Genomic DNA, 15,778 nt, shown 5'->3' with positions numbered 1-15,778 from the left:
CTCTTCCTCAGGTTTTGCGGCGAGAACGGGGCCTGATCCGATCAGTGTTCGCCGAGGCAGCGCAGCGCGACCTCGAGATTGCGCAGGCCGTCTTCGCCGGTGACGGCCGGCGTTTCGCCGGTCGTGATGGCGCGGGCGAAGGCCTCCAGCTCCTTCTTCAGCGGTTCGGCCGGCCAGCTGTTCAGTATCCGGGTCGAATAGGAGCCGTCCGGCTGCTGGCCGAAATATTCGGTGACCTGGCGCGTGATCAGATCGGCGACGATGAACTTGGTCTTGGTCGCGACCTGCAGGGTGCGGGTCTTGTAGGGGGTGACCCAGTTGGTGGTGATATGGGCGATCACCCCGCTGTCCAGGCGGAACTGAAGCAGGGCCGTGTCCTCGCGGTCCGCGCGGGTGCGGGCCAGTTGCGGCTGGACCTCGACGATCTCGGAACCCGTCAGGTGGCGGATGATATCGATGTCGTGCACGGCCAGATCGATGACCACGCCGACCTCGCCCATGCGGGGCGGGAACGGACCGACGCGGGTGATCTGGATCGAGATGATGTCGTCGTCAGTCACAGCCCGCTTGACGGTTTCGACCGCCGGATTGAAGCGCTCGACCTGACCGACCATCAGAACGCGGTCATTGGCCTTGGCTGCATCGATCATGCGCTGGGCGTCGGCGACGCTGGCGGCGATCGGCTTTTCGACCAGGACGTGGACGCCCTTTTCCAGCAGGGCGACGCCAATCTCGGCGTGGAACCGGTTGGGCGTGGCGACGATGGCGGCGTCCAGGCCGGCGTCGACGAAGGCCTGGGCCGTCGTGACAGGCGATGCGCCATAGGCGGCGGCGACGCCCTCGGCCGTCACCGCATCGGGATCGAAGACGGTGGTCAGGTCGAACTCGCGCATCTCGGAGGCGACGCGCGCATGGTTGCGGCCCATGACGCCGACGCCGGCGACGCCGATCTTGAGGGCGGGGGTGTTCGGCATAGGCTTAGCCCTTGTAGCTGGCGACGGCGGCGACGACCTTGTCCTGGGTCGCCTCGTCCAGATCGGCGTGCATCGGCAGGCTGAGGACCCGGTCCCTCAGCCGTTCGGTGACGGGCAGGCCGCCCGCACCCTGAGGGAAGCGCTGATAGGCCGGCTGCATGTGCATGGGCACCGGATAATAGACGGCGGTGGGCACGCCCTGATCCTTCAAGTGCGCGGCCAGCCCGTCGCGGTCCTCATGCTCGATCGTGTACTGAGCCCAGATGGAGACGCCGCCGTCGATGACGTGGGGCACGGCCGAGACATGGGGCGCGAGGCGTTCGTTGTAGCGGGCGGCGATCCGGTTGCGCCATTCGATCTCCTGACCGAAGACCTTCAGCTTCTCGATCAGGATGGCGGCCTGGATGGTGTCCAGCCGGCTGTTCATGCCGATGCGCATGGCCAGATATTTGGGATCGTGGGCGAAGGCGGCGGCGCCGGCCTCCAGGTCCTTGGCGACGACCTTGCCGTGCACGCGAAGGGAATCCATTTCCTGAGCCAGATCGTCGTCGTCGGTCAGCACCGCCCCGCCGTCGCCGTAGCAGCCCAAAGGCTTGGCCGGGAAGAAGCTGGTCGTGGTGACATCGGCCCACTTCAGCGGATGGTCGCCGTTCAGGGTGCATCCGAAGCCCTGCGCCGAATCCGAGATCAGCTTGAGCCCATGGCGGTCGCAGATCGCGCGGATGGCGGGATAGTCGGCCGGCTGACCAAACAGATCGACGGCGATGACCACCTTGGGCGTCAGGCGACCTTCGGCCTTGACCGCTTCGATGGCCGCCTCAAGCTTGGCCGGGTCCATATTGTAAGTGTGGGCGTCGACGTCCACGAACACGGCCGAGGCGCCCAGCCACGGCACGACCTCGGCCGTGGCCGTGAAGGTGAAGCTGGGGCAGAAGACGGCGTCGCCGGTGCGAACGCCCCAGGCGATCAACGGCAGGATCAGGGCGTCGGTGCCGTTGCCGCAGCCCAAGGCGTGCTTGGCCTGACCAAAGGCGGCGAGGTCGGCCTCGAACTGGCGGACCTGCGGACCCATGACCCAGGCGCCGCCCACGACGGCCTCCTGAACGGCGGCCTCGATCTTGCCGCCGAGGCGTTGGCGCTGGGCCTGAAGGTCGATGAAGGGGATCATGGGGGACGCTCTCCACGGGGGATCGGGGGCGGCGGCCGGACAGGCAGGCCGCGAATGTCGGGTCGTCCTAGCAAGATCGGGCGCGCGGGCCAAATCGCGCGGCGTCACATCGCGTTGCCCTTTGCTACCGCACACAGGTCTTGGCGCCCGTCGGCTTGCGTCCTAAGCCAGCGCCATGACGACGCTTTCCGCCGCCCGGACCAGGGTCTCGAACTGGCTGTTCGACCATGCCCTGCCGCTATGGGCCGAGCGGGGCATCGATGCGCAGGGGCGCTTCTTCGAGCAGCTGGATCTCGATGGCCGGCCGGTGATCGGTCTTCGTCGTCGCACGCGGGTTCAGGCGCGTCAGGTCTATGTGTTCTGCGAAGCGGCCGCCTTGGGATGGGCGCAGGGCCGAGCGGTGGCCCAGGTCGGGCTGGATCAACTGATATCCAGTCGCCGACGTGACGACGGCCTTTGGGTCTCGGCAACCGATGACGACGGCGTGGTGGTCGATGAGACGGCTGATCTTTACGACCTGGCCTTCGTTCTGTTCGCGCTCGCGACGGCGCACCACGTCCTGAATGATGCGCGAGCGCGGCCTTTGGCGCTAGAGACGCTGGCTGCAATCGATCGGTTGATGGCGTCTCCGCATGGGGGATGGGAGGAGGCCCTGCCGCCACGCCTGCCGCGGCGTCAAAATCCCCACATGCATATGCTGGAGGCGATGCTGGCCTGGCAGGCCCTCGCGCCCGATCCGGCGTTCGAGGCGGCGGCGCGGGCGTCGCTGGACCTGTGCAAACACCGCTTCCTGGTCGACGGCGCGATCCGCGAATATTTCACCGAGGATTGGTCCGCCGATCCCGCAACGGGTCAAGTGATCGAGCCGGGCCACCTCGAAGAATGGGCCTGGCTGCTTAAGCAGGCCGGGGACGATTCAGATCTGGCCACGGCGCTGCATCGTCGAGCGGCAGCCCAGGGTTATCGCGACGGGTTCGCCATCCGTGAGATCGGCCCGGCGGGAGAGGTGCTGGATGGCGGGCGGCGTCTGTGGGCCCAGACCGAGGCCATTCGCACGGGGTTGAGTTTTGGCGACGCAGGCGTTTCGGCACTGATCGCCGCAGTATTCGACACGCATTTGGCCACCGCCGTGCCGGGCCTATGGGTGGACAGTTACGACGCCGATGGCCGCTCGCACGATGCGGCCGTGCCCGCGTCCAGCCTCTATCACCTGATGACCGCCTTTTCGGAATTGCTTCGGAGCGACGCATGACCGGCCGGCCCGCCGCCTTTCTGGATCGGGACGGGGTGCTGATCAAGGACAGCGGTTATCCGCATCGGCCCGAGGATCTGAAGCTGATCCCCGGCGCGGCGGCGGCGGTGCGGCGGATGAACCAGGCCGGCTATCGCACCGTGATCGTGACGAACCAGTCGGGCGTGGCGCGGGGCCTGTTCAGCGAAGAGACCATGAACGCCTTCAATGATCTGCTGGTCGCGCGACTGGCCGAAGAGGGGGCGATCATCGACGCCGTCTATTCCGCGCCCTTCCATCCCGAGGCGATCGAGGCGCGCTATCGCCATCCCGACCACCCTGATCGCAAGCCCAATCCGGGCATGTTGCTGCGCGCCATCGCCCAGCACGATCTGGACCCGACGCAGTCCTTCATCATCGGCGATCAGAAGCGCGATCTGCAGGCCGGTGAGCGGGCCGGGGTGGCGGGCTACCTCTTCGAAGGCGGCGATCTGGACGTTTTCGTGCGCGATGTGGTCGGTCTCTAAGACCGGGCGTCGCATTTCCTCGCTTGGTGAATTACTCTGAGCCAAAATCGGAGGACATCGCCAATGAGCGCGCCCTATCCATTCGTTGAACGCCGCTGGACCTCGCCGGATGGGCTCACGCTCTTTGCGCGGGATTATGCGCCCGGTTCCGGCGTCGCGCGTCCCCCGGTGATCGCCATCCACGGCCTGACCCGCAACAGCGCCGATTTCGAAGCCATCGCGCCGCTGCTAGCCCAGAGCGGGCGGCGGGTGCTGGCGGTGGACGTGCGTGGACGTGGCCTGTCGGACCGTGCGCCCGACCCCATGACCTATATGCCCGACGTCTATGCGCGCGACGTTCTGGCCCTGATGGAGCAGGCCGGGATCGATAGAGCGGTCTTCGTCGGCACCTCCATGGGCGGGTTGATCACCATGGCGCTGACGGCGATGCGGCCCAAGGCGGTGGTCGCGGCCATTTTGAACGACATCGGGCCGGAGGTGGCGCCGGAAGGCCTGGCGCGGATCGCCGCCTACAGCGGCCAGCCGGTCGAGATCGGCTCCTGGGCCGATGCGACGGCCTATGCGAAGCGGATCAATGCGGTGGCGTTCCCGCACTATACGGATGCGGACTGGGACGCCTTCGCTCGGCGCATTTTCCGCCAGCAGCCCGACGGCGAGATCGCGCTGGACTACGATCCCGACATCGCCGTGCCGATCCGAGCGGCGGGGGCTAAGGCGCTGGTTCCGAACCTGTGGCCCATGTTCCGACGATTAGCGAAGAATAAGCCCACGCTGCTTGTGCGGGGCGCTGCCTCGGATCTGCTGAGCGCCGACATCGCCGCGCGGATGAAGAAGGCGGCCCCGGCCATGGCCTATGTCGAGGTTCCCGGCATCGGCCACGCGCCCATGTTGGACGAGGCTGAGGCCAAGGCGGCGATCTTCGAATTTCTGGCCGAGGTCGATTAGTCCCTGGTCGGGTCGACCCGTGACGTATCGCCGTAAGTCAGGGCCAGGAAGACGTCCTCCAGGTCCGGATCTTCGGTGGTGATGTCGGCGATAGTGACGCCGGCGGCGCGCACAGCGTTGATGACCTGTTCGACCGACGACTGCCCCTTCTTGTAGGCGACCGCGAAGGCGCCGCCCGGACGGGGCGTAACCTCGAAACCGGCCAGCACCGGCGGCGTCGCCTGGGGTGGTTCAGGGGTCACAACGACATTGCGGCTGTCCAGACGGCGCAGAAGCTGCGGCGTGGGCTCGCAGGCCACCACTTCGCCCCGGTTGACGATGGCGATGGTGTCGCAAAGCTCCTGGGCCTCCTCGAGATAGTGGGTGGTCAGGACGATGGTCACCCCCTCTTCGTTGATGCGGCGGACGTAGGCCCACAGCTGACGACGCAGTTCGACGTCCACGCCGGCCGTCGGCTCGTCCAGGATCAGGATTGGCGGATTGTGGACCAGGGCCTTGGCCACCATCAGGCGGCGCTTCATCCCGCCGGACAGGGCGCGGACATAGGCGTTGGCCTTGTCCGACAGGCCCAAGGCGGCCAGCAGTTCGTCGGACCGGCGCTCGTCCTTGGGCACGCCGTAAAAGCCCGCCTGCACCTCCAGTGATTCGCGCGGTGTGAAGAAGACGTCGGCGACGATCTCCTGCGGCACGACGCCCAGGGCGGCGGCGGCGTCGCGCGGCTCCTTGTCGATGTCGCGGCCCCAAATGGTCACAGAGCCTTCGGACTTCTTCACCACCCCAGCCAGGATGTTGATCAGGGTCGATTTGCCGGCGCCGTTCGGGCCCAGCAGGCCAAAGACGGAGCCGCGCGGAATGACCAGATCGACGCCGCGCAGGGCCGCCTTGGGGGCGGCCTTCTTGGACCCGGCATAGGTCTTCTTCAGTCCCCGCACCTCGATGGCGTTGTCGGGCAGGGCGGGGGTCTCTGACATGGTCGGCTATTCACTCGGACGGGACGGCGAGCGGCATAGGTAGGGCGAGTGACCGCAATCGCCAACCTGTCTCGCCGACAGCATCAGACAAGCAGACCTGTCTATGTGTCAATGGTGCTTGACTTAAGCATTTCGCATGTCTAGCTTGCTTGTCATTAAGACAACCAAACTTGATGGAGATCGACGTGACCGCCGTTCAAAAAGGCAAAACGCCTCTGACCCGCACCCGCCTGATCGGCTTCGTCGCCATGGCGGTCTGCGCCATTGGCTACATTGGTGGAGGACTGGCGCTGCTGGCGGGCAAGACCGATCAGATCGAGATGACACATGCCGCCATCGCCGGCGCCGCCCTGCTGCTGATCGGCGAGATCGGTCTGTGGGTCGGCGCGGCCTGTCTGGGCCTGACGCTGTTCAAGAAGCGCAAGGCGATGCTGAACCGGCTGCTGGGTCGCCGGACCGCCGAGGTTTGACCTTCAGGCCTGCGCCGCCTAGGAAGCGCGCAAGCCTTTCAGACCCGGACCGGACCATGCCTCCCCGCCATTCCGACGCCATCATCCCGCCGCCCGAAGAGATCGTCGTCTCGACCAAACGCGTGGCCTGCGACGGCGGCGGCGGGGCCCTGGGTCATCCGCTAGTCTATATGGACATGGGTGAGGACGACTTTATCGAGTGCGGCTATTGCGACCGGCGTTTCGTCCTGTCGGCCCAGGCCCACGACGAAAACGAATATCTGAGCCCCGCGGCCCGCGCGCCCGAGGTCCACTGAGACCGTAACCTCAGTTCAGTCGCGGTGTTGCGGCGGTTGGGTCTATAGACGGCTGACACGCTGTTCGGACGGAGACGAGCCTTGCGCTATCTGCACACCATGGTCCGGGTAAAGGACATCGACGCCTCGCTGCACTTCTATTGCGACCTTCTGGGTCTGCAGGAGATGCGCCGCATCGAGAACGAGGCGGGCCGGTTCACCCTGGTCTTTCTCGCAGCGCCCAAGAATCTGGAACAGTCGGCGGCCGAACGCTGCCCCGAGGTCGAGCTGACCTTCAACTGGGATCCGGAAGAGTATCAGGGCGGCCGCAACTTCGGTCACCTGGCCTATAAGGTCGATGACATCTACGCCGCCTGCCAGACGCTGATGGACGGCGGGGTGACGATCAACCGTCCGCCGCGCGACGGCAACATGGCCTTCGTCCGCTCGCCGGACGGCATTTCCATCGAATTGCTTCAGGAAGGCGCGCCGCTGGCGCCGGCCGAGCCCTGGGCCTCCATGCCGAACGTCGGCGCCTGGTGATGACGGTGCGGACGGCGGCTCTGCTGACGGTTGCGGCGGTCGTGCTTTCGGCCTGCGCCTCGACCACCGAGAGCAACACCGGCCGCACGGCGACGGAGCAGCTGCTCCTGGCGCGCGCCTCGGACCGGGCGGTCGAGGGGCTGGTCCTGCCTTTGCCGACGGGCGCTTCGGTCTTCATCGACGACGCCTATTTCCAGGGGGAGGGCACACGCTACGCCGTCAGCGCGATCCGGGGGGCGATCTCGGACGCCGGTTTCAGCCTGGCCCGCAACAAGGACGAGGCGAACGCCGTGTTCGAGATCCGCGCCGGCGCACTGTCGCTGGAGCAGATGCGGCGCGTCTTCGGCATTCCCGAGATGCGGATCCCGATCAACGAGACCTTCAACGTCGTCTCCCTGCCGGAACTGTCGGTCTATAGCCACCGGGACCGGGTCGGGGTCGCCGAGTTTTCCGGCTTCCTCTACGAGGCCAAGACCGGTGCGCCGCTGGGCGCCGTGGTGCCGATGATCGGCACCTATCGTATCCGCAGCCACAAGGCTTTCATGGTCGTGTCCTGGGGCCAGCAGCAGGCCCAACCCGGCCAGCGCGATCCGGGATCGAGCTGGACCGAATTCTGACGCTGACGCGGGGGCGTTGGAGCCCTATGTTCCGGCCATGACCGAGACGACTGCGCCCGAGAATCCAGAAACCGAACGCCAGATGACGCAGGACGGCCCTGCGCTGCGGCTGTGGATGATCGACGCCTCGGCCTACATCTTTCGCGCCTATCACGCCCTGCCGCCATTAACGAGAAAGTCCGACGGCCTGCCGGTCGGCGCGGTCCAGGGCTACTGCAACATGTTGTGGAAGCTGCTGAAGGACATGAAAGGCGCCGATGGTCCGACCCATCTGGTGGCCATCTTCGACCATTCGGAAAAGACGTTCCGCAACACCCTGTACGACCAGTACAAGGCCCACCGCCCGCCGCCGCCCGAGGATCTGGTGCCGCAGTTTCCGCTGGTGCGTGAGGCGACGGCGGCGTTCGGCGTCCATTGCGTCGAACTGCCCGGCTATGAGGCCGACGACCTGATCGCGACCTACGCCTGCAAGGCGCGCGACGCGGGCGGGGAGGCGGTGATCGTCTCGTCGGACAAGGACCTGATGCAGCTGATCGGCGGCGGCGTCGTGATGTGGGATCCGATGAAGGACCGGCGTCTGGCCGAACCTGAGGTCTTCGAAAAGTTCGGCGTCGGCCCGGAGAAGATGGTCGATCTGCAGGCCCTGATCGGCGACAGCGTGGACAACGTCCCCGGTGCGCCAGGCATCGGACCGAAGACGGCGGCGCAGCTGCTGGACGAATACGGCGATCTGGACACCCTGCTGGCCAATGCCGGCGAGATCAAACAGCCCAAGCGCCGCCAGACTCTGATCGACTTCGCCGACCAGATCCGTCTGTCGCGCGAGCTGGTGCGCCTGACCTGCGATGCGCCGGCGCCCGAGGCGATCGACGATTTCGCCGTGCGCGATCCCGATCCTACGATCCTGTCGGGCTTTTTGGAGACGATGGAGTTCCGCTCGCTGCAGCGCCGCGTCGGCGACGGCAAGGCGGGACCCAGCGACGTCTCCGCCTTTGCGCCCAAGCGCGCGCCGAACCTGAACGCACCCGTCGCGACCCCTCGCTACGGCCAGGTCATCGAAAGCCCGGCTGAGGTCCAGACGTTCGATCACGCGGCTTACGAATGTGTCCAGTCTGAAGAGGCGCTGGATCGCTGGATCGCGCGCGCAACCGAGGTCGGCGTCGTCGGCTTCGATACGGAGACCGATACGTTGTCGGCGACCCATGCGGGGCTGTGCGGCGTGTCGTTGGCGGTGGGGCCGAACGAGGCCTGCTACATCCCGCTGACGCACGAGCATGAGCCGCAGGCCGGCGAGGGTGGTCTCTTTGGTGAAGCGGGCGAGGCGTCCGAGCCGATCCATCAGCTGGACAAGCCCACGACCTTGGCCAAGCTGAAGACGCTGCTGGAAGACCCGTCGGTTTTGAAGGTGCTTCAGAACGCCAAATACGACATCGCCGTCATGGCGCGTCGGGGCATCCGCGTCGCGCCCTATGACGACACGATGCTGATCTCCTATGTGCTGGAGGGCGGGCTGCACGGGCATGGCATGGACGAGCTGGCGCGCCTGCACCTGGGCCACGAGCCGATTCCGTTCAAGAATGTGGCGGGTACTGGCAAGAGCCAGAAATCCTTCAAGCACGTCGCGCTGAAACCCGCCTCGGAATATGCCGCCGAGGATGCGGATGTGACGCTGCGGCTGTGGCGTATCCTGAAACCGCGTCTGGCGCGCGAGGGTCTGTCCACCGTCTATGAGACGCTGGAGCGCGGCATGCCGACGGTGCTGGCGGACATGGAGCTGAACGGCGTTCGCATCGATCCCGACCGACTGAAGCGCCTATCCAGCGAGTTCGGCCTGCGCATGGCCGAGCTGGAGGCCCAGGCCCATGAGATCGCCGGGCGGCCCTTCAACATCGGTTCGCCGCGCCAGATCGGAGAGATCCTGTTCGGCGAACTGAACCTGCCGGGCGGCAAGAAGACCGCCTCGGGCCAGTGGGGCACCGACGCCAGCGTGTTGGAGGAACTGGCTCTCAGCCACGATCTGCCGCGCGCCATCCTGGACTGGCGCCAGCTGTCGAAGCTGAAGGGCACCTATACGGATGCCCTGACCGCGGCGGCCGATCCCAAGACGGACCGCGTTCACACCAGCTATCAACTGGCCGCCGCCACCACGGGCCGTCTGGCATCCAGCGATCCCAACCTGCAGAACATCCCCATCCGCACCGAGACGGGCCGCGAAATCCGCCAGGCCTTCATCGCTGCGCCGGGCAATGTCCTGATCAGCGCCGACTACAGCCAGATTGAGCTGCGCCTTTTGGCCCATATCGGCGATATTTTCGAACTGAAGCGCGCCTTCAAGGCGGGGCTGGATATTCACGCGGCGACGGCCTCGGAGATGTTCGGCGTGCCGGTCGAGGGCATGCCGTCCGAGACGCGGCGCCGCGCCAAGGCGATCAACTTCGGCATCGTCTACGGCATTTCGGCCTTCGGCCTGGCCAATCAGCTGGGCATCGATCAGGGCGAGGCGGGGGCCTATATCAAGACCTATTTCGAACGGTTCCCCGGCATCCGCGCCTATATGGACAAGACCAAGGCCGAGGTGCGCCAGACCGGCTTCGTCTCGACCGTCTTCGGCCGCCGAATCCACATCCCGGCCATCCATTCCAAGTCCGGAGCCGAGCGCCAGTTCGGCGAGCGCGCCGCCATCAACGCCCCGATCCAGGGCGCGGCCGCAGACATCATCCGCCGCGCCATGATCCGCATGCCCGTCGCCCTGACCGAAGCCGGCCTCAGCACGCGCATGCTGCTTCAGGTCCACGACGAACTGGTGTTCGAGGCGCCGGAAGCCGAAGCCGACCGCGCCATCGCCGTCATCAAACGCGTGATGGAGAACGCGTCGGACCCAGCCGTGGCCCTGACAGTTCCGCTCGTAGTGGATGCCCGCGCGGCGTCGAACTGGGACGCGGCGCACTAGGATCGGGCTAGGCGGCGATCATGCCGATGTCGTCTGGGAGTTCGCCACGGCCGAGCAGGCCGGTTTCGAAGTCCATGAAGATGTCCATCAGCTCCTCGACGTTCACCGGAGCGGCGGAGGAGCCGAAGCGGAAGCGCCAGTAGCTGACGATGTGCTGGACGGCGCCCAGCTGGTCGCCCAGCTTTGCGAACATGGACGGGGCGTCCAGCAGGAAGTCACGGAAAGCGATAGGGCGGCCTTCCTGGGTCAATTTGGCGTAGGCGTCGTCATAGACGCGCAGGGTTCTGCTGACTTCGTCGCACGTCTTGATGATGCGGCCGCGCAGGACATCGCGGCTGCGCGCCAGATATTCCTTGGCGGCGTGATCGACCTTGCCGACGGGCTTGATGGTGCGCACGGCCTCGGCGACGCCGGCGACCTCGCCCAGCAGGGCGGCGAGCGTCCATTTGTAATAGAGGAAGCCTTTCCAGCAAAAGACGCCCTCCTGATACTGTTCGGGCGCCAGGCGCAGGGTCAGTCGCAGGGCGTCCAGCTGATCGCCGGGCGTGTTCGACAGAATCTTGGACGCCATCCGCCCGGCCGAATCCGAGTTCACTGCGATCGTATCCGCGCCCAGGCTCAGCGTGACCAGCGGCTCGATCTCGCTGCGGACGAAGGCCAGCATGCGCTGAAGATCACTGTCGCTGATCGAGAAGTAGCAGGGCGAGGGGTCCAGGCCGCCGCGACGCAACTGCTCGCGCAGCAAAAAGGGGTCCAGCGACGGCAGTTTGTCGATCAGGCGCAGGGTTTCGATATCGGGGTGGTTGGGCGCAACGCCGAACGCCTCCATCATCATCCGCTCAAAGCCGATCTGATTGACGAAGACGTATCGGCCGCCGGTCTTCAGGTCCGTATCGTCGATAGGGATGACGACCTTGGTCGCGACCTGGCGTCGGCCGGTGAACAGATCGGTCTCGTTGCGCCGCAGACGATGTTTGATGATCAGGGCCCGGTTCAGCGCCGCCGTACGGAAGATCGGACGCGCCGCCCAGTCGGGATTGCGCACGGCGCCGTCGGGCGCGCTGTCGCCGTTCTCCTCCCACACGCGCAGCAGATTCAGCACGCGGGCTGTGGAGGCCGAGCTCTTGAGGTGCTCCAGGTTGCGGACGGCGCGATCAGTCATGGCGCTGACGTTACGCCAACAATCGTCACCAAATGGCTTAGCTCGGGAAATAAAATATCTGCGGTCGGCGAATTTCTGCCGTTCGATCCTGCGCGCCGGACAATGGCTTTAAGCGCTGCGCTGGCGCGCGACGGCGATCCGGGTCTAGAACGACGGCATGCAGATTTTCGACATTTTGATCATCCTCGCGATCCTGGCCGTGACGATCACCCTGGGCTTCGGCCTCTATTCGCTGTTTCGGGGCGGGGACTATGCGCGCAGCCATTCCAACAAGCTGATGCGCCTGCGCGTCGGGCTTCAGGCGGTCGCCGTCATTCTGCTGGTCGTCGGCATGATGTGGAAGGCGACGCAGGGAGCCTGATCATGGTGACGCTGAACAAGATCTATACCCGCACGGGCGATGACGGTCGCACGCGGCTGGCGTCTGGCGCGCCTGTGTCCAAGAGCGATGCCCGGGTCGAGGCCTATGGCGCGGTGGATGAGCTGAACGCGGTGATCGGGGTCGCCCGGCTGAACAGCGGCCAGAACGACCGGATCGACGCCATGCTGGGCCGGATCCAGAATGAGCTGTTCGACCTGGGCGCCGATCTGGCCACGCCTCTGGACCCGCCGCCGGCCTGGGAGGCCTTGCGCATCGTCGAGAGTCAGGTTGCGCGCCTTGAGCAGGAAATCGACTGGATGAACGAGAGCCTGAAGGCGCTCGACAGCTTCATCCTGCCGGGCGGCGCGCCTTTGTCGGCCCATTTGCATGTCGCGCGCACCGTCTGCCGACGGGCCGAACGCGAGGCGGTGCGCCTGATCGAAAACGGCGAGGCCGTGAATGTCGAAGCGGTCAAATATCTGAACCGCCTCTCCGACCATCTGTTCGTCGCCGCGCGACGCGCCAACGCCAACGGAGCCAGCGACATCAAATGGAAGCCCGGCGCGACCCGCTAGGCGAAACCGGTCAGGCGGCGGGACGCGCCGCCGCCAGTGCGGCTTTCTGACGCTCGGCCTCTGCGGCGCGGGCGCGGCTCTGGGCGGCGAGATCCTGTTCGATCCGGACCAGCTCGCGGTTCTTCTCGGCCGAAGCCTCGGCGCGCGACACGCCATTGGGGCGGCCGGTGATCTGGGCGATGGAGATAGGCTGGGCGCAGATGCGGCTTTCCATGTCGTACCATTTGCCCGCCGCCTCGCAGCGTTTGCCGGGCGCGACCCAGTAGTCCTGAAGGGCGAAAATCCCGACGACCGTGATGCCGAACAGGCCGAAGAAGATCATCGCCAGGCGGGGAAAGGTCAGGAAACGCTTCATCTCGTGGTCCGTTGGATAGGGATCGAAGCCACAGCTTGACCCCGCGTTACGTTGACAGGCCTTCACGACCGCTCCATGTCCTGCCCACACATTCAGGCGATTTCACGGATAGACCCATGAAGGTACTCGTCCCCGTCAAACGGGTGATCGACTATAACGTCAAGGCCCGCGTCAAGGCGGATCAGTCGGGCGTCGATCTGGCCAACGTCAAGATGAGCATGAACCCCTTCGACGAGATCGCCGTCGAAGAGGCGGTTCGTCTGAAGGAAGGCAAGGAACACCATGCCGCCGGCACCGCGACGGAAATCGTCGTGGTCTCCATCGGCGTCACCCAGGCGCAGGAAACCATCCGCACGGCGCTGGCCATGGGCGCGGATCGGGGTCTGCTGATCCAGTCGGACACGGATCTCGAGCCGCTGGCGGTCGCCAAACTGCTGAAGGCGGTGGTCGAGGAGGAAAAGCCCGACCTGGTCCTGATGGGCAAACAGTCGATCGACGGCGACAACAATGCAGTGGGCCAGATGCTGGCCGCCCTGCTGGACTGGCCCCAGGCGACCTTCGCCGGCAAGCTGGTGATCGATGCCGGCAAGGCCACGGTCACGCGCGAGGTCGACGGCGGCCTGCAGACGATTGCTGCCGAACTGCCGGCGGTGGTCACGGTGGACCTGCGGCTGAACACGCCGCGCTACGCCTCTCTGCCGAACATCATGAAGGCCAAGAAGAAGGAGATCGCCATGAAGGCGGTCGCCGACTACGGCGTCGATGTCGCCGACCGCCTGAAGGTCATCAAGGTCACCGAGCCGCCCAAGCGGTCGGCCGGCGTCAAGGTGGCCGATGCGGCCGAACTGGTTTCCAAGCTCAAGTCTGCGGGAGCGCTGTAATATGGCTGTCCTCGTCATCGCCGATCACGACGGTTCGACCGTTCGCGACACCACCCACAAGACCGTGACCGCCGCGCTGGGCCTCTCGTCCGATGTGGATGTCCTGGTTCTGGGGCAGGGGGCGCAGGCCGCCGCCGATAGCGCCGCCAAGATCGCGGGCGTCCGCAAGGTGCTGCTGGCTGATAGCGCCGGTCTGGGCAAGATGCTGGCTGAGGCGGTCGAGGCGACCGTCCTGCCGTTGGCCGGGGGCTACGACGCCATCCTGACGCCTGCGACCACGGACGGGAAGAACTTCGCCCCACGTCTGGCCGCCAAGCTGGACGTCGCGCCGATCTCGGACATCATCGAGGTGGTGTCGGCCGATACCTTCGTGCGCCCCATCTATGCCGGCAATGCGCTGGAGACGATCCAGTCGGCCGATGCCAAGAAGGTGATCACGGTGCGCCCGACCGCCTTCGCCGCCGCGGCTGAGGGCGGTTCGGCCCCGGTCGAGAGCGTCGCCGGCGCCGACGCGCCCAAGACGGCCTTCGTGTCCGAGGAAATGGTCAAGTCGGACCGGCCCGAACTGGGCGCCGCCAAGATCATCGTTTCGGGCGGTCGCGCCCTGGGATCGGCGGATGAGTTCCATGCCGTGATGGAGCCGCTCGCCGACAAGCTGGGCGCCGCCATCGGCGCCTCGCGCGCGGCGGTCGACGCCGGCTATGCGCCCAACGACTATCAGGTCGGTCAGACCGGCAAGGTGGTCGCCCCGGCGCTCTACATCGCCATCGGCATCTCGGGCGCGATTCAGCACCTGGCCGGGATGAAGGACTCCAAGACCATCGTCGCCATCAACAAGGACGCGGACGCCCCGATCTTCCAGGTCGCGGACTATGGTCTGGTCGGCGACTACAAGACGGTGGTGCCGGAACTGATGGCCGCCTTGGGCTAGGCCCAGGTCGAATCGATCTGAAGAGGGCGCGGCGCCGATCGGAGCCGCGCCTTTTTTCTTGCCCGCAGAGGACCACATGGCGAACTTGCCTGTAAGGCTGCAGCCCGGCGCTGCGGCCGAGCGCATTGATGGGTGGGCGACCGACGACGAGGGTCGACCCGTGCTCAAGGTGCGCGTCCGCGCCCGTCCGATCGAAGGAGAGGCCAACGACGCCCTGATCCGGCTCTTGGCCAAAAGCCTTGGCGTCCCGAAGTCGTCGGTCAGCATCGGACGCGGCGCACAATCACGTTTGAAAATGATCGTCGTGCAAGGCTTGGATGACGAAGAGCTGCGCTTGCGCCTCGTCGACGGTCTTTCTGGCGCTTGAGGAGAGCCATCCGGCCGATTTGTGCGTTCTGCATCGGAACAGGAGACCAGCCCAATGACGATGGACGCCCGCATCCTTCACGCCCGCAGCGGCGTTACCCTCGAGCAAAAGGGCGATGTCTACGCGGTTTCAAGCCTGCGGCTGTCAGAGCCGGCGACCTTTGCGGACGAGGCGGATGCCCAACGCGCATTCGACGACGAGGTCGTGGCCTCCGAGCAGAATCCGGAACTGATGTCGCGTCTCGGCGGGGCCTGAGAAGGCGAAACGCCAGTATTTACGGGCTTCGAATAGCCTCGAGGATTACAATTCCTGATCGACGATCATGAGTCTGCGAGAAACTTCCCCCGCACTGTCAGAATCCGCTTGCTGACAAAGAGGGTGCTCCGTATAGAGCCGCCTCGCTCGGAAACGGGCTGGCCGGCGGGGCGGCGGGGATGAAGATCTCCAAGGTCCCGCGGAAGAAAGGAGCGAAAAA

General features: G+C 65.8%; 19 protein-coding genes. 14 read left to right on the top strand and 5 right to left on the bottom strand.

What is annotated here, in order from left to right; translation table 11 throughout:
• Window positions 1-41: 41 nt before the first annotated feature.
• Both GGC30_RS11415 and GGC30_RS11410 read right to left on the bottom strand, forming a co-directional pair.
• Complete coding sequence (locus GGC30_RS11415; protein ID WP_153924167.1) at window positions 42-974, bottom strand: Gfo/Idh/MocA family protein; 933 nt, start codon at window positions 972-974, stop codon at window positions 42-44.
• A gap of 4 nt (window positions 975-978) precedes the next feature.
• The gene (locus GGC30_RS11410) at window positions 979-2,142 is read right to left on the bottom strand and encodes a DegT/DnrJ/EryC1/StrS aminotransferase family protein (RefSeq protein WP_153924165.1); all 1,164 of its coding nucleotides are present in this window, start codon (window positions 2,140-2,142) and stop codon (window positions 979-981) included.
• A gap of 175 nt (window positions 2,143-2,317) precedes the next feature.
• On the opposite strand from GGC30_RS11410, the gene GGC30_RS11405 reads away from it, so the two are divergent.
• The 3 genes from GGC30_RS11405 (at window position 2,318) to GGC30_RS11395 (ending at window position 4,845) form a co-directional block, all read left to right on the top strand.
• Window positions 2,318-3,394, top strand: coding sequence for an AGE family epimerase/isomerase (locus GGC30_RS11405; RefSeq protein WP_153924163.1), 1,077 nt, complete (start codon window positions 2,318-2,320; stop codon window positions 3,392-3,394).
• Window positions 3,391-3,900 (top strand): HAD-IIIA family hydrolase, encoded by a 510-nt coding sequence (locus tag GGC30_RS11400; protein ID WP_153924161.1) that lies wholly within the window; start codon window positions 3,391-3,393, stop codon window positions 3,898-3,900. Before GGC30_RS11405 ends, GGC30_RS11400 begins: the two co-directional genes overlap by 4 nt.
• Before the next feature lie 63 nt (window positions 3,901-3,963).
• On the top strand, window positions 3,964-4,845 hold the full coding sequence (locus tag GGC30_RS11395; RefSeq protein ID WP_153924158.1) for an alpha/beta fold hydrolase: 882 nt from the start codon (window positions 3,964-3,966) through the stop codon (window positions 4,843-4,845).
• On the opposite strand, the gene GGC30_RS11390 is transcribed toward GGC30_RS11395, so the two are convergent.
• Entirely contained in the window at window positions 4,842-5,816 is a 975-nt protein-coding gene (locus GGC30_RS11390) for an ABC transporter ATP-binding protein (protein ID WP_153924156.1), read from the bottom strand. The genes GGC30_RS11395 and GGC30_RS11390 overlap by 4 nt on opposite strands.
• A gap of 185 nt (window positions 5,817-6,001) precedes the next feature.
• Here GGC30_RS11390 and GGC30_RS11385 point away from each other — a divergent pair, with 185 nt between their 5' ends.
• From GGC30_RS11385 to polA, 5 genes are all read left to right on the top strand, one after another.
• On the top strand, window positions 6,002-6,286 hold the full coding sequence (locus GGC30_RS11385; protein WP_370451962.1) for a hypothetical protein: 285 nt from the start codon (window positions 6,002-6,004) through the stop codon (window positions 6,284-6,286).
• 56 nt (window positions 6,287-6,342) lie between these two features.
• The gene (locus tag GGC30_RS11380; protein WP_153924154.1) at window positions 6,343-6,582 is read left to right on the top strand and encodes a zinc-finger domain-containing protein; all 240 of its coding nucleotides are present in this window, start codon (window positions 6,343-6,345) and stop codon (window positions 6,580-6,582) included.
• An 81-nt stretch (window positions 6,583-6,663) separates the two neighbouring features.
• Window positions 6,664-7,104 carry a VOC family protein gene (locus GGC30_RS11375; RefSeq protein WP_153924152.1) on the top strand — a complete coding sequence of 147 codons (441 nt, stop codon included), beginning with the start codon at window positions 6,664-6,666 and terminating at the stop codon, window positions 7,102-7,104.
• The gene (locus GGC30_RS11370) at window positions 7,104-7,721 is read left to right on the top strand and encodes a DUF6655 family protein (protein WP_055809524.1); all 618 of its coding nucleotides are present in this window, start codon (window positions 7,104-7,106) and stop codon (window positions 7,719-7,721) included. Before GGC30_RS11375 ends, GGC30_RS11370 begins: the two co-directional genes overlap by 1 nt.
• 37 nt (window positions 7,722-7,758) lie before the next feature.
• Window positions 7,759-10,671, top strand: coding sequence for a DNA polymerase I (gene polA / locus GGC30_RS11365; protein WP_153924150.1), 2,913 nt, complete (start codon window positions 7,759-7,761; stop codon window positions 10,669-10,671).
• Window positions 10,672-10,678: 7 nt separating this feature from the next.
• Here polA and GGC30_RS11360 read toward each other — a convergent pair whose 3' ends face one another.
• Window positions 10,679-11,833 (bottom strand): hypothetical protein, encoded by a 1,155-nt coding sequence (locus GGC30_RS11360; protein ID WP_153924148.1) that lies wholly within the window; start codon window positions 11,831-11,833, stop codon window positions 10,679-10,681.
• Window positions 11,834-11,990: 157 nt separating this feature from the next.
• Here GGC30_RS11360 and GGC30_RS11355 point away from each other — a divergent pair, with 157 nt between their 5' ends.
• Window positions 11,991-12,194 (top strand): twin transmembrane helix small protein, encoded by a 204-nt coding sequence (locus GGC30_RS11355; RefSeq protein WP_055755048.1) that lies wholly within the window; start codon window positions 11,991-11,993, stop codon window positions 12,192-12,194.
• A gap of 2 nt (window positions 12,195-12,196) precedes the next feature.
• Entirely contained in the window at window positions 12,197-12,769 is a 573-nt protein-coding gene (locus GGC30_RS11350; RefSeq protein ID WP_039246607.1) for a cob(I)yrinic acid a,c-diamide adenosyltransferase, read from the top strand.
• A 10-nt stretch (window positions 12,770-12,779) separates the two neighbouring features.
• On the opposite strand, the gene GGC30_RS11345 is transcribed toward GGC30_RS11350, so the two are convergent.
• Window positions 12,780-13,124, bottom strand: a complete 345-nt coding sequence (locus GGC30_RS11345) for a hypothetical protein (RefSeq protein ID WP_055755047.1) — start codon at window positions 13,122-13,124, stop codon at window positions 12,780-12,782.
• A gap of 116 nt (window positions 13,125-13,240) precedes the next feature.
• On the opposite strand from GGC30_RS11345, the gene GGC30_RS11340 reads away from it, so the two are divergent.
• The 4 genes from GGC30_RS11340 (at window position 13,241) to GGC30_RS11325 (ending at window position 15,558) form a co-directional block, all read left to right on the top strand.
• Complete coding sequence (locus tag GGC30_RS11340; RefSeq protein ID WP_017505433.1) at window positions 13,241-14,005, top strand: electron transfer flavoprotein subunit beta/FixA family protein; 765 nt, start codon at window positions 13,241-13,243, stop codon at window positions 14,003-14,005.
• 1 nt (window position 14,006) lies between these two features.
• Window positions 14,007-14,936 carry an electron transfer flavoprotein subunit alpha/FixB family protein gene (locus tag GGC30_RS11335; RefSeq protein WP_153924146.1) on the top strand — a complete coding sequence of 310 codons (930 nt, stop codon included), beginning with the start codon at window positions 14,007-14,009 and terminating at the stop codon, window positions 14,934-14,936.
• Window positions 14,937-15,012: 76 nt separating this feature from the next.
• Complete coding sequence (locus tag GGC30_RS11330) at window positions 15,013-15,303, top strand: DUF167 domain-containing protein (protein ID WP_153924143.1); 291 nt, start codon at window positions 15,013-15,015, stop codon at window positions 15,301-15,303.
• Window positions 15,304-15,357: 54 nt separating this feature from the next.
• The gene (locus GGC30_RS11325) at window positions 15,358-15,558 is read left to right on the top strand and encodes a hypothetical protein (protein WP_153924141.1); all 201 of its coding nucleotides are present in this window, start codon (window positions 15,358-15,360) and stop codon (window positions 15,556-15,558) included.
• Window positions 15,559-15,778: the final 220 nt, after the last annotated feature.

Origin of the sequence: Brevundimonas sp. SPF441, assembly GCF_009661015.1 — a bacterium.
GTDB classification, from domain to species: Bacteria; Pseudomonadota; Alphaproteobacteria; order Caulobacterales; family Caulobacteraceae; genus Brevundimonas; species Brevundimonas vesicularis.
Note: the sequence above shows the minus strand (reverse complement) of the source record. Positions and strands in the feature narration are given on the sequence as shown.

Excerpts from the sequence above, each read along its gene's own strand:
- GGC30_RS11355 (WP_055755048.1), top strand. The coding sequence starts at position 11,991 with ATGCAGATTTTCGACATTTTGATCATCCTCGCGATCCTGGCCGTGACG.
- GGC30_RS11390 (WP_153924156.1), bottom strand. The coding sequence starts at position 5,816 with ATGTCAGAGACCCCCGCCCTGCCCGACAACGCCATCGAGGTGCGGGGA.
- GGC30_RS11335 (WP_153924146.1), top strand. The coding sequence starts at position 14,007 with ATGGCTGTCCTCGTCATCGCCGATCACGACGGTTCGACCGTTCGCGAC.
- GGC30_RS11345 (WP_055755047.1), bottom strand. The coding sequence starts at position 13,124 with ATGAAGCGTTTCCTGACCTTTCCCCGCCTGGCGATGATCTTCTTCGGC.
- GGC30_RS11360 (WP_153924148.1), bottom strand. The coding sequence starts at position 11,833 with ATGACTGATCGCGCCGTCCGCAACCTGGAGCACCTCAAGAGCTCGGCC.
- GGC30_RS11395 (WP_153924158.1), top strand. The coding sequence starts at position 3,964 with ATGAGCGCGCCCTATCCATTCGTTGAACGCCGCTGGACCTCGCCGGAT.
- GGC30_RS11330 (WP_153924143.1), top strand. The coding sequence starts at position 15,013 with ATGGCGAACTTGCCTGTAAGGCTGCAGCCCGGCGCTGCGGCCGAGCGC.
- polA (WP_153924150.1), top strand. The coding sequence starts at position 7,759 with ATGACCGAGACGACTGCGCCCGAGAATCCAGAAACCGAACGCCAGATG.
- GGC30_RS11340 (WP_017505433.1), top strand. The coding sequence starts at position 13,241 with ATGAAGGTACTCGTCCCCGTCAAACGGGTGATCGACTATAACGTCAAG.
- GGC30_RS11410 (WP_153924165.1), bottom strand. The coding sequence starts at position 2,142 with ATGATCCCCTTCATCGACCTTCAGGCCCAGCGCCAACGCCTCGGCGGC.
- GGC30_RS11415 (WP_153924167.1), bottom strand. The coding sequence starts at position 974 with ATGCCGAACACCCCCGCCCTCAAGATCGGCGTCGCCGGCGTCGGCGTC.
- GGC30_RS11405 (WP_153924163.1), top strand. The coding sequence starts at position 2,318 with ATGACGACGCTTTCCGCCGCCCGGACCAGGGTCTCGAACTGGCTGTTC.
- GGC30_RS11400 (WP_153924161.1), top strand. The coding sequence starts at position 3,391 with ATGACCGGCCGGCCCGCCGCCTTTCTGGATCGGGACGGGGTGCTGATC.
- GGC30_RS11325 (WP_153924141.1), top strand. The coding sequence starts at position 15,358 with ATGACGATGGACGCCCGCATCCTTCACGCCCGCAGCGGCGTTACCCTC.
- GGC30_RS11350 (WP_039246607.1), top strand. The coding sequence starts at position 12,197 with ATGGTGACGCTGAACAAGATCTATACCCGCACGGGCGATGACGGTCGC.
- GGC30_RS11370 (WP_055809524.1), top strand. The coding sequence starts at position 7,104 with ATGACGGTGCGGACGGCGGCTCTGCTGACGGTTGCGGCGGTCGTGCTT.
- GGC30_RS11380 (WP_153924154.1), top strand. The coding sequence starts at position 6,343 with ATGCCTCCCCGCCATTCCGACGCCATCATCCCGCCGCCCGAAGAGATC.